Source organism: Lewinella sp. LCG006 (genome assembly GCF_040784935.1).
Taxonomy (GTDB): domain Bacteria; phylum Bacteroidota; class Bacteroidia; order Chitinophagales; family Saprospiraceae; genus Lewinella.
Window position 1 is genome coordinate 1984378 of the sequence record NZ_CP160680.1, and the last position, 19833, is coordinate 2004210.

Sequence of the window (19833 nt, forward strand, 5' to 3'; positions counted from 1 at the left end):
TCACCCTATTTCAGGGAATCCCAACCTAAAAAACAAAAAAAACTATGCCACCCTTGATCACAAAACCCAAACAACAAGCATAAAAACAACTACTTCCCACTCATCATTTTCAGGGTGAAGCCTCCGAGTACGGCGATGATGATGATCATCAGTACCCATAAGAAGACTTTGTTTTCAAACAGCGGTGCTGCTTTTTCCGGGGCGGCCTGATCAATAACTTGTTCTGGGCCTAGTGTTAGAGCCGTTGCAGTACTCGGAATTTTTTCTGCAAATCGGGTGATATCATACTGTGGTTTCGCCTTGTATTTATTGCCGTACACCAAGTAATAAGTAGCTGGCGTTTGGAAGCGAGCAATCAATTGGTGTACATACCCTTTGAGGCTTACTGTACCTATGTTCAACGCTTGGTTGTCTTGATTGTGGATGAGCATCTTCACCCTTCTGGTGATCGTATTCGTCCCGAGGCTGAAAGTATTGGCCTCCATTGAATTCAGCGTCCCGCTGCTTAAGGTGCGGTAATTGTATCGCCATCCTTTTTCTGTATGGATGCTATCCGTACAGTACTGGATGGTCACCGGGCGGTAATAATCAAAGGTGTCCAGCACTTCTATGCTCAACTGACTCAAGGGTACGGGCATGGGCAATAAGACCTCTATTTCCGTTTGTTTAGCTTCTTTCCGCTGGGTGGTCTCCATGGTCTGTATCGGATAGGTCCGATAGGTTCCTTCTGTCAAAGTACGCATGGTAATACTTGCGGTGGTCAATTTTGGGGCCTCTTTGCTGGCAATACATACCCGCAGGTAACGGTATTTCGACGTAGGGAAATTTATCGTCGAAAAATGATAATCCGTGTTGTTGTTCTTGATGGCCAGGATGCGGTAATCTTCCACCATGGTAAACCATTCATTTTGGTCCTGACTACCTTCTAATCGCAGCTTCCAATCGAAATTTTGTTGCTCGAAATTCAGCTGTAGCTGATTGATCGCCTCGGCTGTAGGCACCTCAAACGTAAAGTAATACCCGGCCTCGTTGTGAGCAGTATTCACCCGATTAAAAGCAACCGCTTCCAGGGCAAGCTTCTCCTCCGCTATTTGCAATAGATAGGGCGCTTCAATGGTATCATTGCTGGCGCTGACTCCCTTGATTCTAATGTCCGATAAATCGGGGGAGATTTTACCAAAAATAGCATCTGGCAGTACTATCGTATGCCACTGCTCCGTGATGCCCTGCAATTCCCGCTGGTAACGATACGTATCCATTTGCTGGGCATAAGACCCACTGACGAGTAGCAACAAGACCCATGCTCCAAGTGGCTTAGCCATCAATTTCATCAGTCCTTTCATCCGTAATGAGGTGCTTGTATTTGTTGTATAAAAACGAGATAATCAGCAGCAGTACACCCAAGGAGACAAACACAATGGTTTTTGCCAGCGTGTCGAGATGCGATATGTCGTAGAAAAAAAGCTTGATGAGCGTAAGGCCAAACAACACAATCGCACCGATGCGCAAATGTTGCTTGCTGCTCCAAATTCCCAGGGCAATGAGTAGCAAGGCATAAACGCCCCACAGGATACTCAACCCAAGCTTGTAGGATTGGGTAGAATTGGCGATGTCCATCCAGTTGATCAATTCACTGCTAGCGACCCAGAGGATCACGAGGTGGAGGAGCAAATCAAAAGCTACATTGAGCTTCCTTTTGACAAAATCTTGTCGGCGGTAAGCATAGCAAGCCGCAAGCACCAAGGCTGCAAAGCAATAGCAAACGTAGCGGATGCCAAGATGGAAAACACCCAACTTATAATATTCCGCCAGGTTTTTACTTAAATAGCTCTCCCGCAACACACTCAACTCATAAAGCCCCACCACGAGGAAAGCTGCAATGGCCAGCAGGTTTAAGACCAAGCTTGTGTAGGCTAAAAGGGTATGCCTCCATTTCCTGATGTTCACAAAAGACAGCACTGCTACAAATAGTAAGGAGAAATTGATGACCCAAATGTTTTTAAAGCTTAGCAGGTCAGTATTGGAATGACTTTCCGAGTACCCCTCAGGGTTTGGGCTGTTCGTAATGGTAGAATCGAAGTATAGCTGCTGCCAGTAATTTTCAATTTCCAACCGGAGCGCATAGTACAAAACCAGCAGCAGCACGCCGGGAATAGCTAGCGACATGAGTTGTAGCAGCCCACCCTTATTTTTCAAAACAGAGGAATACTTTTGATTATGGTGTATCCTGTTGATAAAACCGAAAGCTCCCAGAAACAGTATTGAGCTCAGGAACTGTATGTTGAAAAAGGGAGCTAAACGCATTTCCGGATATTCAAAATTGTAGTAATTGTAGCTCATCGACCAGTCCTGAATCAAACTAAAGAATGCCAGTATCATCAGCGGGTAAGACATCCATTCGTAAACAGCTACCTGCTTGGTACGGCCAATCCAGAAGAGCAAAGCCGCTTCTCCTGCCCACAAAAGGGTTACCCAATTGCCATCCAACTGCACCGGAATCGCCAGCGTGATAAAGACCAGCACCAAGCCTGCAATCAAGTAGAAAAGTTTCTTGTCCGCCAATTGCTTGCGATAGATGGTGGCACTGACGACAAAGTGGATGACCGCATTGCCCAGCGTAAACAAACCCAACAACTGTTCCCCCGTCTCGTGCCCGTTCAACAAGCCATAACCTATCCCGTAAAAAATAAATGAGTTGGCCAGGAGCAACAAAATATCAGCGCGACTGAATTGCTCTTTTTGCAGCAGCTTATAAGCCAGAAAAGTCAGGTAAAAAATGACAAAAAACAGGCACAAAAAGGTGAGTGCTAAGCCAAAATGCAGGTGGGTCCGATAGTCCAGCAAGCACCAGGAGGTATACAGAAGCCAAGTCAGTCCGAAGGAGGAATAGTACAGTGGTTTCCAGTATTTCCGAAAGGCAATAACCATGATGCCAACGTTGATGATAGCAACATAACTAAAAAGCACCGCCACTTGGCCAGATCCCTCGCTCAGTAAAAACGGCACTGCGTAGGCACCTACCATACCAATCAACGCAATCACCTGCTTGTTGTAATTGAGCGCAGCTACCACCGTGAAGGCCGTAAATCCGACCATCAACCCAAACGCCATTGCTTGGGGGATCAATCCATAAAGACTGTACGCCAGGTAAGTGATAAAATACAAAATCGTCATGGCGCCGCTCACCAAAACAGCACTGTAGCTTTCGTAGTTTTTCTTCAGCTTTATCCCAAAACCCAGCAAGCCAATCCCGGCCAGATAACCCAAAATAATCCGGGTGAGCGGATTGATCAGGTTGTGTTCAATCGAGTATTTCGCGCCGATAGCTACCCCAATGACCGTAATGGCGATCCCAATTTTATTGATCAGGTTTTCGCCAATAAATTTCTCAAGATCCAATTTGGCTTTAGGAGGAGCCACTTCTTTGGGCACCATGTATTCCATGGCGGCTTTAGGAGTTCGGGCTTGCGCCAGAGGGTAGTCCTTGGTGGTTATTTCCTCCGGCACCGCCGCCTCAATGGGGTCAGGAGATACCTCCTTTGGGGCAGTCGATGCTTCACTACTCCACCTTGCATGAGCATCCACCGCTTTCAAGGTATTGATCTCCATGCTTAACCTGCTGATCTCCTGGGCAAAGCCCTCTTGCTTTTTCGACAGCAAGTCTAACTTCCTCAAGAGTTCATTTATCTGATCCTGGTGGTCTGCCATGTTTCAAGTTTAGGTGCAACAAACGATTCATACCCTTAAAGCCATCAATATTACGCATTCCTCACAGTCTTTGACGTGGAAGCAAGGATAAATTAGATGAAACGCTGGTAATCATCGATTTGATGGTTTATTTAGGGCCGTGCTTTAGCTCCTCGCTCCTTAGCGTAGGGTTTGAAACCCTACGCTAAGGAGCGAGGAGCTAAGGAGCGAGTGCAGTCCTTAGTTACACCTACGTCGCCATAACAATGGTACTCACTCCTTCGTAAGTTCAATAAACCCCTCGATTTTGTCATTGTCAATCGTCACAGCCAGGTTGTAGTGCTTGATTTTCCACTGGCCATTTTCGTAGTGAGCTACGCCCGATCCCCGGCAAGGGCCCATCCAGGTTTCGAGCATTTCCTCCCACCACACGTATTTGTTGTTGTCGCTAAAATAGAGCTGCCGATCATAAGGCTTGAATGACCAGGCCGACTCGCGATCGAAGGCAAATTGTGCCCAAACATGAAAGGTATCTCTCAACCAGCGCTCGCTGGCATCGGTGCCCAGGTAGATCCCATCCGGGGCCATGCTCCCAAAAAAAGTATCCTCATCAGCCTCAGCAGCAGCTACATGCCAGGCGTCAACAAAAGCATGGACGCTATCGGCGAGGGCCATGGTTTCGGTGATACAGGCTGTTTTCCTTCGGGTGTCCGTCACCTGGTGGATTTTCCAGCCATCGGCTAGCTTGACCATCTGAAAGGCGTTGGTACCGCAATGAGACAACTCGCCATTGAGAAAAAAGCTGTAGTCTGTCCAAGCCGTGGCGAGGGGCAGATCTACTTCTATTACCAGCGAGTACAAGCGCTCGTCCAGCGTCCCGGCCGGGTAAGAAGCAATAGATTGCAACCAACGCTGGCTACTCCCTTGTTGAATATAAGGCTTACCGTCCTTGTCGTAGCCCACACTCTGCATCCGAATATCGGGATGAAGCAAGGTCGCAACGGTGGCACTGTCCGCTGAACGCATTCCATCAAAAAGCGTCTTGATGGCTGCGGCAACAGCGGCCTCTTCGCTCGCAACTTCCTGGGCGTTCAGGTTAGAAAAGATGGTGGTAATGACCAATAGCAGTACTAGATATCTCATAGTCGACGTTGTTTTATTTACCAAATTTATGCTTACGCTTTAACAATACTAAAGATGGCGTGTATTTTTGCAATCACTGCCCCCCATTTTGCAGTATACCTTTAGCCAATTACACCAGCAATCAATGAAACTCCTTCCCTTTCTCTTAAGCAGTTGTCTTCTAGCGCTTTTTTTGACGAATTGCCAGGTTCATCCTCGCCAACCATTCTCTTCTGCGCTGGTGCCTACTGCTCCTGATTATAGCCAGGATCGCTTTTGGGCGGCTTTACCCTGGAAGCAGGATGCCGCCGACAAAACGCCAGAAGGCCTTACCAACCAGCAAGCCAGTGCCAAAGTAGATGTATTTTTCCTTCATCCTACGACCTACACCGGCAAACGAGGAGATAAGCTTTGGAATGGTCCCGTAAAAGATCCCGAGTTAAATGAACGTACCGACGATAGCCCTATTCAGTACCAGGCCAGTATTTTCAACGGCTCTGGCCGGGTCTTTGCCCCCTACTACCGTCAGGCTCACCTCTATGCCTATTTTACGGAAGATACCCTGAGTGCCCAGCGGGCTTTTGATTTAGCGTACGACGATGTGCGCAAAGCTTTCCGCTATTATTTGGCCAACCACAACCAAAATCGGCCGATTATCATTGCCTCACACAGCCAGGGCACTACGCACGCTATCCGCCTACTGAAAGAGTTTTTTGATGACAAGCCGCTGTCCAGGCAACTTGTCGCGGCCTATATCGTCGGCATCCCCGTGCTGAGTACGGCCTTCACCAAACTAGCCCCCTGCCAGGACAGTACCGATTTGAATTGCTATACGGCCTGGCGCACCTTCAAACGAGGTTATGAACCCAAACAAACTCACCCCGAAATAGTGGTGACCAACCCCTTGCTTTGGACCCTGGAAGACACCTACGCACCCGCCACCCTGAATGAAGGAGCCGTTATTCGGCCTTTCGAAAAAGTACGCGAGGAAGCGGCCGATGCGCAGGTAGCAGGCCCGGTCTTATGGGCATCCAAACCAAAATTTCCCGGGAGCTGGTTGTTGATGACCAAAAATTATCACATCGGTGATATGAATATTTACTACCAAAACATCCGGGAAAACGTAGCTTTAAGGGTTTCAACCTACCTTGGGCAGCATCCCTAAGGGAACCTGAAACATAAGCGGCATCGAAAATTTTGCGCGGCCAACAATAAGTAATTTTTGTTCCGTCACCAACAATACCTCTTTCATGGATATCTATCAGCAAAAATCACGGCAAAAATGGTACCTCGCTATCCTGGGGCTGGCGATTATCATTTTTTCGATCTGGTATACCAGTCACATGGCAGAACGACTAGCCGTGGTAGAGCGGAACAATACGCGTTTTTACGCCATTGCGCAAGGTGACTTGAGTACCTGGGACAACGAAGCTGAGGATTATTGTGACTACACCCTGCATTCAGAAATTTTACTTTCGAATTCAACGATCCCTGTTATCATTGTCAATGAAAATGGTGGTGTTGACTGGGGTGCTAACTGGGGAAGTGAAGAAAGAGATACCAACAAAGTGTACCTGCAACAAAAAGTACAAGAACTTATTCAGGATGGAGCAGAACCTATTGCAGGGTACGGCACTACACTCTATTTCGGCGAAAGCAGAATCCTACGACAACTGCGTTATTTCCCTATCGTTCAATTTTTGCTGATTGGTGGTTTTATTGTTTTTGGTTACCTCGGACTTAATTCGGCTCGCCGCTCCGAGCAAAATCGTGTTTGGGTGGGCATGGCTAAAGAAACCGCTCACCAGTTGGGCACCCCCATTTCTGCCATTGTCGCCTGGATTGAACACCTCAAGCTCATCCGTAGTGAGGACGAAGAAACCATGGAAATCGTGGAGGAACTCCGCAACGATGTGCAACGGCTGGAACTGATTGCCGATCGCTTTTCGAAGATTGGGTCGGTGCCCAAATTGGACCAGGTCAATATTTACGAAGAGTTGGGCAAGTGCAAGGATTATATGCAACGTCGTGCTTCCCGCAAGGTGATTTTCGATTTTCCTGATCCAGTGTTGAACCAGCAAACCGTGAGTATCAATCCGCATTTATTTGAGTGGGTGATCGAAAATTTGCTGCGCAACGCCCTTGATGCCATGGGGAGTGAAGGTGAAATCAATGCCGAAGTTTATGAGGATAGCCAATACGTTTTTGTAGACATCACCGATTCCGGCAAGGGGATTCCGGCCAGCAATCACAAGCGGGTCTTTCAGCCTGGGTTCACCACCAAAAAAAGAGGCTGGGGGCTGGGCCTTAGCCTGACCAAACGTATCATCGAAGAATATCACGGGGGTAAAATTTTTGTAAAACGCTCGGAAGAAGGCAAAGGCACCACTTTTACCATAAGTTTACCAAAACAAACGGCCTCGTAAGCCAGCTAGTCGGAGGATAAGCCCCATCTTTGTGGGTGTATTAAAATTCTCCGAGATGGCAACCAATAAGTATTACCGCGTTTTCAAACAGCTATCCCTACAACTAAGTAGTTTGGGCAAAAGCCCCAAGCACTTTAAAATCAGTATTGCCGGACTACCGCTAGGGCTGCTTCCTTTGCTCTTTCTCCTCATAGGCTATAGCCTAAACGCCCAGGCAACCCTGCGTGGAAGCGTACGCGATGCCGACAACGGACAATACCTTACCGGTGCTACGGTTTACCTCAATAATATCAAGAAAGGAACGGATACCGACACCCTGGGCCGGTTCCGCTTTGCGGACTTAACACCGGGGAGGTATTCGGTTGAAGTCTCCTTCTTAGGATACCAGCAACTGGTATTGAGCGAAATCCTCGTTTCTTCCGGCAAGGAGCAAGTACTCGATATTGAACTACAAGAAGCTCCTACCAGCCTTACTTCCGTTACCGTCAAGGCTAGCCGAGCCTCACAAAGCGGAGCCAGCCCTAATTTGCTCCGACTCACCCAGGAAGAGACCCTCCGTTTCCCGGCCACCTTCAATGATCCGGCAAGATTGGCAACCGCCTATCCGGGTATCAGTAGTGCCAACGACCAGGCCAACCACCTGGTCATTCGCGGACAGTCGCCACTAGGGATGCACTGGCGATTGGAGGGGCTAGAGATTGTCAACCCCAACCACACCGCCAACGCCGGAACCTTTTCAGACCGCAGCACCCTCAGCGGCGGTGGCGTCAATGCGCTGAGTGCTCAATTGCTGGAGGAGGCCAATTTTTACCTGGGCGCTTTCCCGGCCAGCTACGGCAATGCTACCGCCGGATTGCTGGATTTGCGTTTGCGCAATGGCAATAATGAACAGCGAGAATATACGGTTCAAGCCGGACTCATCGGTTTTGATCTGGCGGCAGAAGGCCCTTTTACTACCGGAGCAAGTTCTTACCTGATCAACTATCGCTATTCTTTCACGGGCTTACTGAGCGACTTGGGGGTACCACTGGGCGATGAAGACATCCGTTTTCAAGACCTCAGCTTCAAGCTGAATTTCCCGGGAACAAAAGGTAATTCTTTACAGCTTTTTGGCCTAATGGGCACCAGTAGCAACGAGTTTACGCAGCCCACAGATACCACGACCTGGGAGAGCGAAAAAGACCTGTACCATACCATCGATTTTGACTCCAAGATGGCCACCTTCGGCTTCAATTGGCAACAACCCCAACGCGACAAAGGACTCTGGCAATTGTCGGGTGCCTGGTCGGGTATCCGCAACAACCGACTCGCGCTAGCCGATGATCTGCTTACGCGGGAATACAACAATCTGGAACAAGAAAAAACATCGCTGCGGTTTAGCTATCGCCGAAAATTACTGCCTTTTGGGAGCGTCACTTTTGGTTTGGAAGGACTGTACCTGGACCAAAAAGTGGCGAGAGAATTTCCCTTCACAACCGAGGGGATTTCGGGTCGCGTCAGTGAAGGAGTCGTCCTGAGCCCTTACCTGGATTGGCGTTACCAAATTAAAAAAGTGAATCTGCAACTAGGCTGGCGAGCAACCACCTACCTGAACTGGCTGGATGAAAAAACGTACTCCGAACCGCGTCTGGCCGTTAGTTACCTCGCCAACAAGACCACCGTTTTCGGTGGCGAATACAATGTCACCACCCAAGCCCCTTCACCTTACGCACCTCAGTTGCAAGCCCGTAAAGCGAGGCAATACAGTTTGTTCTGGAATCGAAAACTCGGTGATGCCCGAAAAGTAAGTCTCCAACTTTACCAGCAGGAACTTAGCCAGATCGCCGGAGCAGGTGCTCGTTCCAGCATCAACCAGTTGGAGATCATCTTGCCCGTATCGTCTGCTACGACCGAAGGGCGAACCCGTGGGGTAGAGCTCAGTTTGCAACAATTTGCTACCGGAGGCTGGTGGTATGTCCTCAGTGGCAGTTTGTTTGACGCACGTTATCTCGATGAGCAAGGCGAATGGGTAAAAACGCGCTTCGCGCAGGATTTTGCCTCGGCCCTGACTTTTGGTAAAGAATGGAGCGGCACCGACCAGCTCAACCGCACCAATCGGTTTGGCTTCAATGTGGCCGTCCGCTGGAATGGAGGGCTACGTTCAGCCCCCATCTTATTGGACGATTCAAAAACAGCCAGAACCACCGTCTTTGATTACGATGCAGGATTCACCAGGCAATTGCCCAATTACTTCCGTACAGACTTGAGGATTTACTACCAAAAAAATCACGCCAACTGGAACTCCATGCTTTCGCTGGATATACAGAATTGGAGTGGTCAGCAAAATACCGCCTTTGAATATTATGATCGTTTCCTCGACCAGGTAGCCACGCGCTACCAGCTGGAGTTCATCCCTATTTTGAGCTATCGGGTCAATTTTTAAAACCGCTTTATGATTATCAGATTTCTTATTGCACTCCTTTTTTTCGTTTTCGCCTACGTTCAACTCAACGACCCCGATCCCTGGCTGTGGGTATTGCTTTACGCTAGTACCGGTGCAATGTGGGGGGTATCGGTTTTTTACGAAATACCCAAAAGGGTCTCCCAAATTGGGGTGGTGGTGATTCTTGTTGGCTTGCTTTTTCTACTACCCGATTTTATCAACTGGGTAAAAATGGGTATGCCTACGATCACGGCTACGATGAAAGCAGAGGCACCGCATATTGAACTCACCAGAGAGTTTCTTGGTTTGGGCATCTGTGCTTTTGCCTGGTGGCGGTTGGGAAAAAAGAATTCTTCCCTATCTTGATGGCTCAACATTAAGATCAAGAATAATGCAACGTCGAAAATTTTTACAAACGACCAGTTACCTTGCGGTTGGAACATTACTGCCCGCTAAAGCCGCAGGTTGTTCAAAAAAGCAACATTTGGACAACATTGGTCTGCAGCTCTATACCATTCGCGATGCGATGCAGCGCGATGACAACGAAACGCTGCGCAGAGTGGCCGCTATCGGATACAACTACGTAGAGGGGGCCGGTTATCTTGACGGGAAACTTTACGGGCATAGCCCTCAGACTTTTCGGGCAATGCTAGACAATTATGGGTTAAAAATGCCCAGTGGACACGTCAGTTGGGAAGCCATGAAAGCCGCTCCGGAAAAAGCTGCTGCTACCTGCAAAGAAGCAGGCCAATCCTTTTTGGTAATTCCCTGGTGGCCTGAAGACAAGCGCACCGCAGAGGGATACCGTGAGCTGATTGAGATACTGAACAATGCAGGGCAAGTATGCCAACGCTACGGCCTGCAACTGGCCTACCACAACCATGATTTCGAATTCAATAAAATGGTAGCTGGCAGCCGCCCGATCAACCTACTGCTCGCCGAAGTTGACCCCGAACTGGTTCAGTTTGAATTGGACCTGTACTGGATCGCCAGAGCGGGAAGTGATTATCAGGAGTATTTTAAAAAGCATGCCGGGCGCTTTCCTTTATGGCACGTTAAGGACATCGACAAGACCCCCGATCAATTCTTTGCCGCAGTAGGCGAAGGAAGCTTGGATTGGCCCGCTATTTTCAGCAAGGAAAAGCAAGCAGGAATGCAGTACTTTTTTGTCGAGCAAGACCGTACCGTTCCCGGCAAAGATCCTTTTGATGAAATCACCATCAGCTATAATTACCTTAAAGGATTGCGCTATTAGACTTATTTTTCATTGAAAACTAAGTCTTTATTGCGTATATTCGCCTACTTACAAGAGCAGTGCAGGGCTTTGCCAAAGTTTTCTTGGTAGAAGCCCTTACTCTCCGAATAATCTATTTGATTTTTCTCTTTAGCCCTAACCAAGAAAATCCTATAGACCGCCAAGTAATTGGTTTTTAGTGACGGAACAAAAACAACGGATTCCATTTTTGATTCGCTAAAATTTTCTAAGCAAGCAACTAAAAGGAGCTTGCGTGAAAATATTCGCGAATCTTTGAAAAAAATGGAATCCGTTGTTTCCGTCAAATTACTAAAGTAAGCACGTATGATCAATTTGATTTTATTTGGCCCTCCGGGATCTGGTAAAGGAACCCAGGCTGCTAAATTGGTAGAAAAGTACAATTTGTTGCACATCAGTACCGGCGATCTTTTCCGTTACGAAATGGGCAATGACACCCCTTTGGGGCAGGAGGCTAAATCATACATCCAGAAAGGTGAGTTGGTTCCTGACAGTGTAACCATTGGAATGCTCCGCAACAAAGTAACGTCTACGCCTGATGTAGAAGGTTATATTTTTGATGGTTTTCCACGCACCGTTGCTCAGGCGGAAGCCTTGGACGCATTGATGCAGGAAATGGAGACTTCCATCTCTAAGCTGATCTTGTTGAGTGTGGATGACAACGAAATTGTCACCCGCTTACTAGAACGGGGCAAAACGAGTGGCCGGTCGGACGACCAGGACGAAAGCACCATTCGCAATCGTATTAAAATATTCAAGAACGAAACCAGTCCTGTTTTCGATTATTACGCAGAACAGGAAAAAGCTGTACAGGTGGAAGGTATCGGCAGCATTGCTGACATCTTTAGCCGCCTATGTGCTGAGATTGACGTGCTGGTATAAAAAATGACCCGGTGGCAGGTAGCAATTTTGTAGATTACGTTAAGATTAATTGTATTTCCGGTCATGGAGGAAGAGGGTCCGCGCATTTTATGCGTACCAAAGGCGCTCCCAAGGGAGGTCCTGACGGCGGTGATGGCGGACGCGGTGGTCATATTATTCTTAAAGGCAACCGCAATCTCTGGACATTGCTGGCTTTCAAGTACAAAAAGCACATCAAGGCCGGCATTGGCGGGCACGGTAGCTCCAACAACTCAAGTGGTTCTTTTGGTGAGGACGTTATCCTGGAAGTTCCTTTAGGTACTGTCGTAAAAGATCCGGACACCCAGGAAGTCCTTTTTGAAATCACAGAACACGATCAGGAAGTCATCATGGTACCTGGTGGGCGCGGAGGTCTGGGAAATACCAACTTTAAGTCTTCCACCAACCAATCCCCTCAGTATGCACAACCCGGCGAAGAAGGCATAGAAGTCTGGCGCATTCTGGAGATGAAAGTACTCGCAGATGTAGGCCTGGTAGGCTTCCCCAACGCGGGTAAATCGACCCTGCTGGCTGCACTGACTGCCGCTAAGCCCGAAATTGCTAACTATCCTTTCACCACCATTACCCCCAATCTGGGCATTGTTCAGTATCGCGATGGCCGCTCTTTTGCGATGGCCGATATTCCTGGTATTATCGAAGATGCTCACTTGGGCAAAGGACTTGGGCACCGCTTTTTGCGGCATATCGAACGCAATGCGACCCTCCTTTTTTGTATTTCTGCCGATGCCGACAGCATCAAAGCATCCTACCGTATTCTCTTGAATGAGTTGGAGCAATACAACCCTGAATTGTTGGACAAACCCCGCTTGCTGGCTATCACCAAACGCGATTTGATTGACGATGAGCTGGAAGAATTGCTTACGCCCGAATTGCCAGAAGACATTCCTTATCTCTTTATTTCTGCCGTCACCAATCACGGGCTCACCGAGCTGAAAGATCGCCTGTGGACCTACATCAGCGAGGCCCGCAAAGACGATGACAGTAGAGGGGCTATGGAGGAAGAGGAATAAAAAAACTAGGGCTTGACTTCCGTAGAAGCCAAGCCCGATATTGGTTTAGGTTAACCTAAAGGAAAAGGGGTATATAAGTCTGATTTTATTTATCCTCGTTGTTACCAACAATAACGGATTCTGTATCTACAGCGACCATCGTGGGTTGAGGACAACCTACCATGGCTACTTCTACTGAATAAGCAGCATTGATGTTGGCGAATACCGGAGCTTCGGTAGGATAGTAGAAGTTCAGCGCCAGCTCTGTTTCCAATCCAGCTTTGTTGTAGACTGCCCATTCGAAAAATTCGTAATCGTTATCCGCGATGTGGAGGGGTGAATTTTTAGCACTGGGCGCTGTGTAATCTTTTTTGAGTACTTCCCAAGAGGTCCATTCCTGACCATCTTTGGAGAAACGCATCTTTACCACCAATTCTCCCTGGTTCCATTCCGATAAGTAAGTGAAAAAACTTTCCGTAGCAGAAGCCGGCATAGCCTGGGCCGGAAAATGATGCTTACTGACTCCTTCAGGGATAGGGAGCTTCAAGCTTACCATTTGGCAGTCTTGAGCACTCAAAAGCAAGGTGGCCAAAAACAGGGTGAACGTAATAATGTATTTCATGTGAAGTAAGTTGTAAGGGCTGTTTCCAGCTCCAAGGGGTTTCTTTAGACAATAATCGGCACTTCTGGATTAGAAAACTTAAGAACAAGAAGGCTTTTGTGACATATTAAAAATATGTTTATTAGAAAAAACTCCTGATATCCTCAGTGCCTTTATTTGGACTTTCTCTCTGGCGTATCCGTAAATATCATTTTCACCACCCTTCAAGTGCATTTTGCACCTTGATAATTCAACAAATAAGCACCGAGTCTAAAAAAATTAAGCATTATCTTTGGTCAAAGCAGGTAATCAAAAGCGGCCAATACTCCTTAATCTGTGACATTCAACAGATAGACAAAAATATCATTTGAAGCCCATCAACGAGCAATTATACCTGGCATTGAATGGTTTTACTGACCTTTGGAGCCGTCTTGTCTACCAAAACAGCCATTCCTTATGATCACTTTCTCTGGCACCTCTTATCTTGGACTAGCAACGCACCCTGGTTTTCTTTCTTTGGTAAAAGAGGGGCTGGACAAATACGGCACGCATTATGGTGGCTCACGCTTATCGCCGCTGTGCCCGGATATTTTTGAAGAGGCCGAAGCAGCAATGGCGGAATGGACAGGAGCCCCGGCAGCACTCTTGGTGGGGTCTGGTTCTAGTGCCGGACAGCTTGCCGCGCGGTATTTAGCCCACGAAAATTTACCCTTGCAAATTGGTCCACTTGCGCATCCGGCCTTATGGTGGCCGAAAGGCAGAAAGCATGCCGACTGGAATGGCTTTTTAACCGCCTTGCGAGCAACACCCAGTATTGCTTTTACCGATGCGCTTGATCCTTTGGGGATTCAACTGCCGCCATGGGAAAGCTTATTGGCTGCGAAGCCCGCGCGATTGGTCGTCGATGATTCGCATACACTAGGATGGTTTGGGCCCCAACACGCCGGTAGCTGGCGGCAACTGAACCTACAAACAGCAGCCGAACTACTCGTAACCGCTTCCCTAGGAAAAGCGCTGGCCTTGCCCGCGGGCATTCTGCTCGGAGAAAAGAAGACATTAGACAGGCTCCGTGAGCTCCCGCAGTTTGGAGGTGCTTCGCCACCGCCGCCAGCTTTTCTTTACGCCTGGCTCCACGGGCAGGAAATCATTGCCGCTCAACGGCGAAAACTACAGGCTCATTTAGATGATCTACTGCCTACGATAGAAGCCGTTACTGGTATTCGCTACCTGGAAAATTTCCCCGTGTTTGGGCTACAAGATCATACCTGGGTAGAACAACTGGCACAAAAAGGCGTGCGGATCAGTGCCTTTCGTTATCCCAATGAGCACTCGCCCATGTATTCCCGCATCGTCGTACGCGCTGACCATACCGAGGAGGAAGTGGCTTTTTTGGCGGAGTGTTTGAAGGAAATTGGTGCAAAATAAAAAGAAACATGCCTATTAGAGTTGTTCTGCTGGGGGCTGTTTTAGCGAAAGCGCTAAAATTTTATTCTGGGCAAGGCAGATTTTGCAGCCGAATGCGGGCAATTCGGCGAAAAATCAAACGCAGCTCAGGATAAAATTTTTCGCTTGCAGCAAAACTTGTCCCAGCAGAACAACTCTATCACCTCGTCAACACAATATAATCGCGGATGAGGGTTTTGAGGAATTCGGCAGCATTGCGGGTTTCTTCGCGTGGTGCATCCAACTGGAGCCCCAATTGAGCAGCTAAATCCTGGAGGATGTTTCGGTTGGCACTATTAGGGTAGCGTTGGTAGCGGGCAATGGTATTCTTGATCAGCAGCATATCTTCCTCGCTGAATTGCCGCACCTGGGGATACCTTGGCTCATAATCTTCCAGAGAGCTGATGCGTAAAATATCTCCCAGGCCAAAGCGGTTGGAAGCATTCATTTTTATGACGCTGGTACCGGCGGTCATGTCTCCCAGTCGTTGTCGTTTGGGCGAGGAGCTGATCAGCAAGCCTCCCAGAATCCCGGCAGTAGCCATTAAGTCGACGAAATAAAACAAGGCGCGAAGCAAATAGTCTGCAGGAGCAGGTTCTTCTCCATCCAGGCGAACCACTTGAATACTTAAAGCCCTTTTCCCCAGGCTTTGCCCGTGCGAAAGCAGCTCAAAAAGGAAATTGTACACCAGGAAACAAGCTAGCGGTAGTACAAAGCCAAAGATACCAGCCTGCATACCCGACCAGGTAGCATTAAATGCAGCCGTGACGATGGCCGCCAATAAAAAATAAGCGATACCTACCACGATAAGGTCAACGATGACCGCCAGCATTCGCTCACCCAAAGTGGCGAGTTCGTATTCGATAGTGACGTTCTGGGTTGTTTTTAAATCAATGGTTTGCATATAAAGCGCAGCTTGAAGGGGGAAATTAAGGGATTTTCTTAAAACTTTTGGTAATTTGTCTGCTCTCACGAAAAATCTATGCGCGAAACTCAATTCATTAAGCAAAATCAGGAGAAATGGTCGGAATTTGAGCAGACCCTCAGAGGGGAAGCCAAAGATGCTGATCGTTTGCGGGATTTGTTTGTCCAGATCACGGACGACCTCTCCTATTCCCGCACCTTTTACCCCAACCGTTCGGTGAGGGTCTACCTCAATGGATTGGCCCAACAGGTATTCCTCAAACTTTATCGCAGTCGACGCACGCCACTCGGAAAATTATTGACTTTCTGGACAGACGAGCTGCCGCAAGAAATATATAATGCCCGGCAGGCGTTCCGGCTCGCTTTTTTCCTGTTTTTTCTTTGCTTTGGTATCGGCATGCTCTCCTGCGCGATGGACGCCGAATTTGCGGAAGTCATTTTGGGTAATGATTACGTAGAGATGACCCGCGCCAATATCGAATCGGGCGACCCGATGGCTGTTTATAAAGAGAAAGGCCGTTTTGGGATGTTTTTGGGGATCACGCTCAACAATCTCTACGTGGCTTTCCTGGCCTTTGCGATGGGTGTTTTCTTCGGCGTAGGCTCCATCATCATCCTGATCAGCAATGCCATCATGGTGGGGTGTTTTCAGTACTTTTTTATTGAAGAAGGCCTGTTTTGGGAATCTTTTCTGACGATCTGGATACACGGTACTTTAGAAATCTCCGCCATCGTTATCGCTTCCGCAGCGGGGATTACGATGGGGCGGGGGCCAGCTTTTCCGGGCACCTATACACGCTTGCAAGCCTTTCAGCAATCGGCTCGCAGAGGAGCAAAAATTATGCTGGGGACGACGCCACTATTTATCATTGCCGGTTTTCTGGAAGGTTACATGACCCGACAAACAGAGACCCCCGATTTTATCCGGGGAGCTTTCATTCTTTTGTGCCTCGCCTTTGTGCTGGTCTACTTTGTGTGGTATCCCTGGTACCGCCAGCAACTGGGTTTCGGCCTGGAGATGACCGAGACCCAACGTTTGCCAGAGAGTAAAAACTACGTGCTGCAGCCTGGAAGGATAAAAGCGGGAGGTGAAATATTCAGTGAAATATTCACGCTTTTCCGGCGACATAACCGCCAGCTTTTGCTGGCTATTTTTGGTGGTGCCTTTGTTTATTGCGTTTTGGTCTTCCTATTGAGTAGTGTTCCTGCAGCGGAGTTATTCCCTTTCAATAGCGAAAGCTGGGTTTTTAATGCCTACAATTTCCTCTTGCTCTTTAGTGCGCACGGTGGGCATTGGTGGCTTCCTATTGTCGGCGGAACCATGATTTACGGTCTGGCACTGGCGGCCTTTAAGAGCATTGATCAGGAGCTAAACCGGACAGCTACCTCGCTTAGTTACCTGAATCTTTTCTTCGGCGTAGCAGCTATTGTTTGTTGTGTAGGCTTTTTATCCTTTTGGGCCATCCTTAGCATCGTGGTGGTTTTACCCCTGGCCTTACTTTTTAGTTACGTTGCTTATCGCGATCAACAATCACTGGGGCGGGTTTTCTTTTTATTGAAAGGTGCCTTCTGGCGAACGGCAGGCATGTCGATGTTGTTGTTGGTGCTGGGCTTGACGCTTTTTTCGATCACCAATACCCTGGTCGCGGAGTTGTTGTTTAAAATGATTAACTGGTTGGTGGCAGCCGAACAAGTAGTGTTGGATGAGTGGAGCATCTGGATCAATACCTTTTTATTGGCCAGCATTGCTAATTTTATCTGGGTAATCATGCTCATGGGTTTTGGCTTGCATTATTACAGCTTAAGAGAAATCAATGAAGCGACCGACTTGCGGGAAAAAATTGCGCATATTGGTCAATCAAGCCGTATTCGTGGCCTGGAAAGAGAGTAGCATGGGCTTTTGAGCAAATACCCATGCTCGGGCTGAAGCCCAGGCTGCAGATAGCGTAAAGCAGGAGGTGTTATTTTTTTTTTGTAAAAACTAAGTTCATAACATTGAATAAAATAGTTTCCATTTTCGTGTTGCTGGCTGGCGTACTCATAGGGAGTACGGGGATCACACCTGTGATGGCCCAGGAATTTGTGGAAACGTATGAAGAGCAGCCGCTGGAAACCAAAACTTTTGATGCTGCCAGCTGGGAAAAACTGAGCAAAGAACTCGATTATTCGGGGAAACCCCCAAAGCCCCAAAAGCGAGAAACCCGGGATATGCCAGCTCCCACACCAGATCGGGATTTTGAAGGCCTACCAGATTTATCTCCTTTCTTCCAGGTGCTCCTGGCCATTATCACGCTTAGCCTCCTGGCCTGGCTCATTTTTACTTTTATCCAAAACAACGAGTTAAAAATAACGCCGCCCGAAGCAGAAAGCGTCGCCGACGATCAGATTGATCTGAGCCAGGTGAATCGCCTGGAGGAAGAGCTGGATCGCCGTGATGTAGATCCGTTTTTAGCGAAAGCGGAACAGGAAGCCAACTACCATTTGGCCGTACGCTTGCATTACTTGGCGCTCTTGAAACAACTGCATCAGCAAAAGCTGATCCAGTGGAAAAAAGACCGAACCAATCGGTTTTATTTGAATCAAATGCGTGGGCAGGAAAGCTATCAGGGCTTCCGTGATCTCACCCTGACTTTTGAGCAGGTTTGGTACGGAAATCACCACCCCGCCCAAAGTGAATACCAGCAGATACGGGCTGCTTTTGAGGAATACCGCAGCAAAATATAATGCAAGATTGATATGAAAAAAAATCGCGTCGTACTGGGCTTGGTCGTTCTGGCAGTTATTCTGCTGGCGGTTTGGGCTATTCAGGGCGGAGGACGGAGGTTTTCCTGGCGCGAGACCTTTAAAATCGAGAGCAAAGAACCCTACGGTCTGTTTGCGCTCTACGATTTGTTCAAGGCTTACCCCGCAGTCACCACCCTCAGTACCCTTACCGACAGTCTGGCGGGGCAGCTCCCGGTAGATAGCCTGAATAGCAGTCGTGCCAACTACGTCTTTATTGGAGAAGGTCTGTACATGCGCCCTCAGGATCGCGATGAGCTGCTGGCCTTTGTGCAAGCGGGCAACACGGCTTTTCTGGCAGCGAAAGTGTTGCCTTACGACCTGATGTTTTATTTGTATTATGACGAATGCGACTACCTTCCCTGGGATGGTTTTCGTACCCATACCGACACTGTCGTACAGTTGAATTTTATTCACCCCACACTTCACCGTGACCGGGATTTTACTTTCAAATACATCCAAAAGTTTGCCACCAAGGAAAGGCAATGGCAGTATTTTCCAGATATCTATTTTTGTGAGATGGAAGGTGGAATGGAAGCCATTGGAACGGCTGCCGACACCACCGTCAACATGGTTCGGGTTCCTTATGGCAAGGGGTTTTTCTACCTGCACAGTCAGCCGCTGATTTTCACCAATTATTACCTCCTCAAACAGGAGGGCCGAAAATATGCTGAGCGGGCTTTTAGTCACCTCAATGACGGCCCGATTTACTGGGACGAGTTCAGTCGCATTCCCGAGCGGATGGCCCGCGAACAAAACAACAACTACCGCTCGGATCCTCGCCGCCTGCAAAGCGAAAGCCCGCTGCAATACATTCTGGAACAACCTCCGCTGGCCTGGGCATGGTATACCTTCGTCGCCATTGGTTTGCTCTTTTTGTTGTTCCGTACCCGGCGCCGACAAAGGGTCATCCCCGTCGTCTATCCACCCCGCAACACCAGCTTGCAGTTTGTCCAAACCATCGGTTGGCTGTATTACCAGCGCGCCAGCCACCAACAACTGGCCGTGCAAGCGATAAAATTATTACGGACTTACGTCAAAGAACGTTACGGCCTGCAATGGCGCGACGGAAACGAACAGTTTGTCCAACAACTGAGTGCTCGCTCTGGGGTAGCCCCGGATTTGGTGGCACTCATTGCCAAAGATGTTCATAATATACCGCGCTACACGGCGCTGGTAGAAACAGAATTAGTTAAATTTCACCAACGCTTAGAACGCTTTTACGAAGCGGCTAAGTGATAGAT

The 19833-nt window shown here is 48.3% G+C and carries 16 protein-coding genes; 11 read left to right on the top strand and 5 right to left on the bottom strand.

All coding sequences use genetic code 11. The features are described 5' to 3' along the window. Positions 1–89: 89 nt before the first annotated feature. From AB0L18_RS06655 to AB0L18_RS06665, 3 genes are all read right to left on the bottom strand, one after another. Positions 90–1322 carry a DUF3999 family protein gene (locus tag AB0L18_RS06655; RefSeq protein WP_367391805.1) on the bottom strand — a complete coding sequence of 411 codons (1233 nt, stop codon included), beginning with the start codon at positions 1320–1322 and terminating at the stop codon, positions 90–92. Continuing rightward, on the bottom strand, positions 1315–3708 hold the full coding sequence (locus AB0L18_RS06660; protein WP_367391806.1) for a DUF2339 domain-containing protein: 2394 nt from the start codon (positions 3706–3708) through the stop codon (positions 1315–1317). Before AB0L18_RS06660 ends, AB0L18_RS06655 begins: the two co-directional genes overlap by 8 nt. A 252-nt stretch (positions 3709–3960) precedes the next feature. Next, the gene (locus AB0L18_RS06665; RefSeq protein WP_367391807.1) at positions 3961–4830 is read right to left on the bottom strand and encodes a nuclear transport factor 2 family protein; all 870 of its coding nucleotides are present in this window, start codon (positions 4828–4830) and stop codon (positions 3961–3963) included. Between the two features lie 124 nt (positions 4831–4954). Between AB0L18_RS06665 and AB0L18_RS06670 the strand changes: the two genes are divergently transcribed. The 7 genes from AB0L18_RS06670 (at position 4955) to obgE (ending at position 12861) form a co-directional block, all read left to right on the top strand. After that, positions 4955–5974, top strand: coding sequence for a DUF3089 domain-containing protein (locus AB0L18_RS06670; protein WP_367391808.1), 1020 nt, complete (start codon positions 4955–4957; stop codon positions 5972–5974). An 85-nt stretch (positions 5975–6059) separates the two neighbouring features. Further along, positions 6060–7235, top strand: a complete 1176-nt coding sequence (locus AB0L18_RS06675) for a PAS domain-containing sensor histidine kinase (RefSeq protein WP_367391809.1) — start codon at positions 6060–6062, stop codon at positions 7233–7235. A gap of 55 nt (positions 7236–7290) precedes the next feature. After that, on the top strand, positions 7291–9657 hold the full coding sequence (locus AB0L18_RS06680) for a carboxypeptidase regulatory-like domain-containing protein (RefSeq protein ID WP_367391810.1): 2367 nt from the start codon (positions 7291–7293) through the stop codon (positions 9655–9657). A gap of 9 nt (positions 9658–9666) precedes the next feature. After that, positions 9667–10023, top strand: a complete 357-nt coding sequence (locus AB0L18_RS06685) for a transmembrane 220 family protein (RefSeq protein WP_367391811.1) — start codon at positions 9667–9669, stop codon at positions 10021–10023. A gap of 25 nt (positions 10024–10048) precedes the next feature. Next, a complete protein-coding gene (locus tag AB0L18_RS06690) occupies positions 10049–10912 on the top strand; it encodes a sugar phosphate isomerase/epimerase family protein (RefSeq protein WP_367391812.1) in 864 nt (287 codons plus the stop codon). A 324-nt stretch (positions 10913–11236) separates the two neighbouring features. Continuing rightward, complete coding sequence (locus AB0L18_RS06695) at positions 11237–11812, top strand: adenylate kinase (RefSeq protein ID WP_367391813.1); 576 nt, start codon at positions 11237–11239, stop codon at positions 11810–11812. An 11-nt stretch (positions 11813–11823) separates the two neighbouring features. After that, complete coding sequence (gene obgE / locus AB0L18_RS06700; RefSeq protein WP_367391814.1) at positions 11824–12861, top strand: GTPase ObgE; 1038 nt, start codon at positions 11824–11826, stop codon at positions 12859–12861. A gap of 85 nt (positions 12862–12946) precedes the next feature. On the opposite strand, the gene AB0L18_RS06705 is transcribed toward obgE, so the two are convergent. Beyond that, on the bottom strand, positions 12947–13462 hold the full coding sequence (locus tag AB0L18_RS06705) for a hypothetical protein (protein ID WP_367391815.1): 516 nt from the start codon (positions 13460–13462) through the stop codon (positions 12947–12949). A gap of 435 nt (positions 13463–13897) precedes the next feature. On the opposite strand from AB0L18_RS06705, the gene AB0L18_RS06710 reads away from it, so the two are divergent. Then, positions 13898–14866, top strand: a complete 969-nt coding sequence (locus AB0L18_RS06710; protein WP_367391816.1) for an aminotransferase class I/II-fold pyridoxal phosphate-dependent enzyme — start codon at positions 13898–13900, stop codon at positions 14864–14866. 178 nt (positions 14867–15044) lie between these two features. Here AB0L18_RS06710 and AB0L18_RS06715 read toward each other — a convergent pair whose 3' ends face one another. Then, positions 15045–15788: an RDD family protein gene (locus AB0L18_RS06715; RefSeq protein WP_367391817.1), complete on the bottom strand. Its 744-nt coding sequence runs from the start codon at positions 15786–15788 to the stop codon at positions 15045–15047. Positions 15789–15866: 78 nt separating this feature from the next. Here AB0L18_RS06715 and AB0L18_RS06720 point away from each other — a divergent pair, with 78 nt between their 5' ends. The 3 genes from AB0L18_RS06720 to AB0L18_RS06730 all read left to right on the top strand — a co-directional run bounded on the left by AB0L18_RS06720 (position 15867) and on the right by AB0L18_RS06730 (position 19828). Beyond that, on the top strand, positions 15867–17699 hold the full coding sequence (locus tag AB0L18_RS06720) for a stage II sporulation protein M (RefSeq protein WP_367391818.1): 1833 nt from the start codon (positions 15867–15869) through the stop codon (positions 17697–17699). Between the two features lie 104 nt (positions 17700–17803). Continuing rightward, positions 17804–18532 carry a DUF4129 domain-containing protein gene (locus tag AB0L18_RS06725; RefSeq protein ID WP_367391819.1) on the top strand — a complete coding sequence of 243 codons (729 nt, stop codon included), beginning with the start codon at positions 17804–17806 and terminating at the stop codon, positions 18530–18532. A 12-nt stretch (positions 18533–18544) separates the two neighbouring features. Continuing rightward, entirely contained in the window at positions 18545–19828 is a 1284-nt protein-coding gene (locus tag AB0L18_RS06730) for a DUF4350 domain-containing protein (RefSeq protein ID WP_367391820.1), read from the top strand. The last annotated feature ends 5 nt before the right edge of the window (positions 19829–19833 follow it).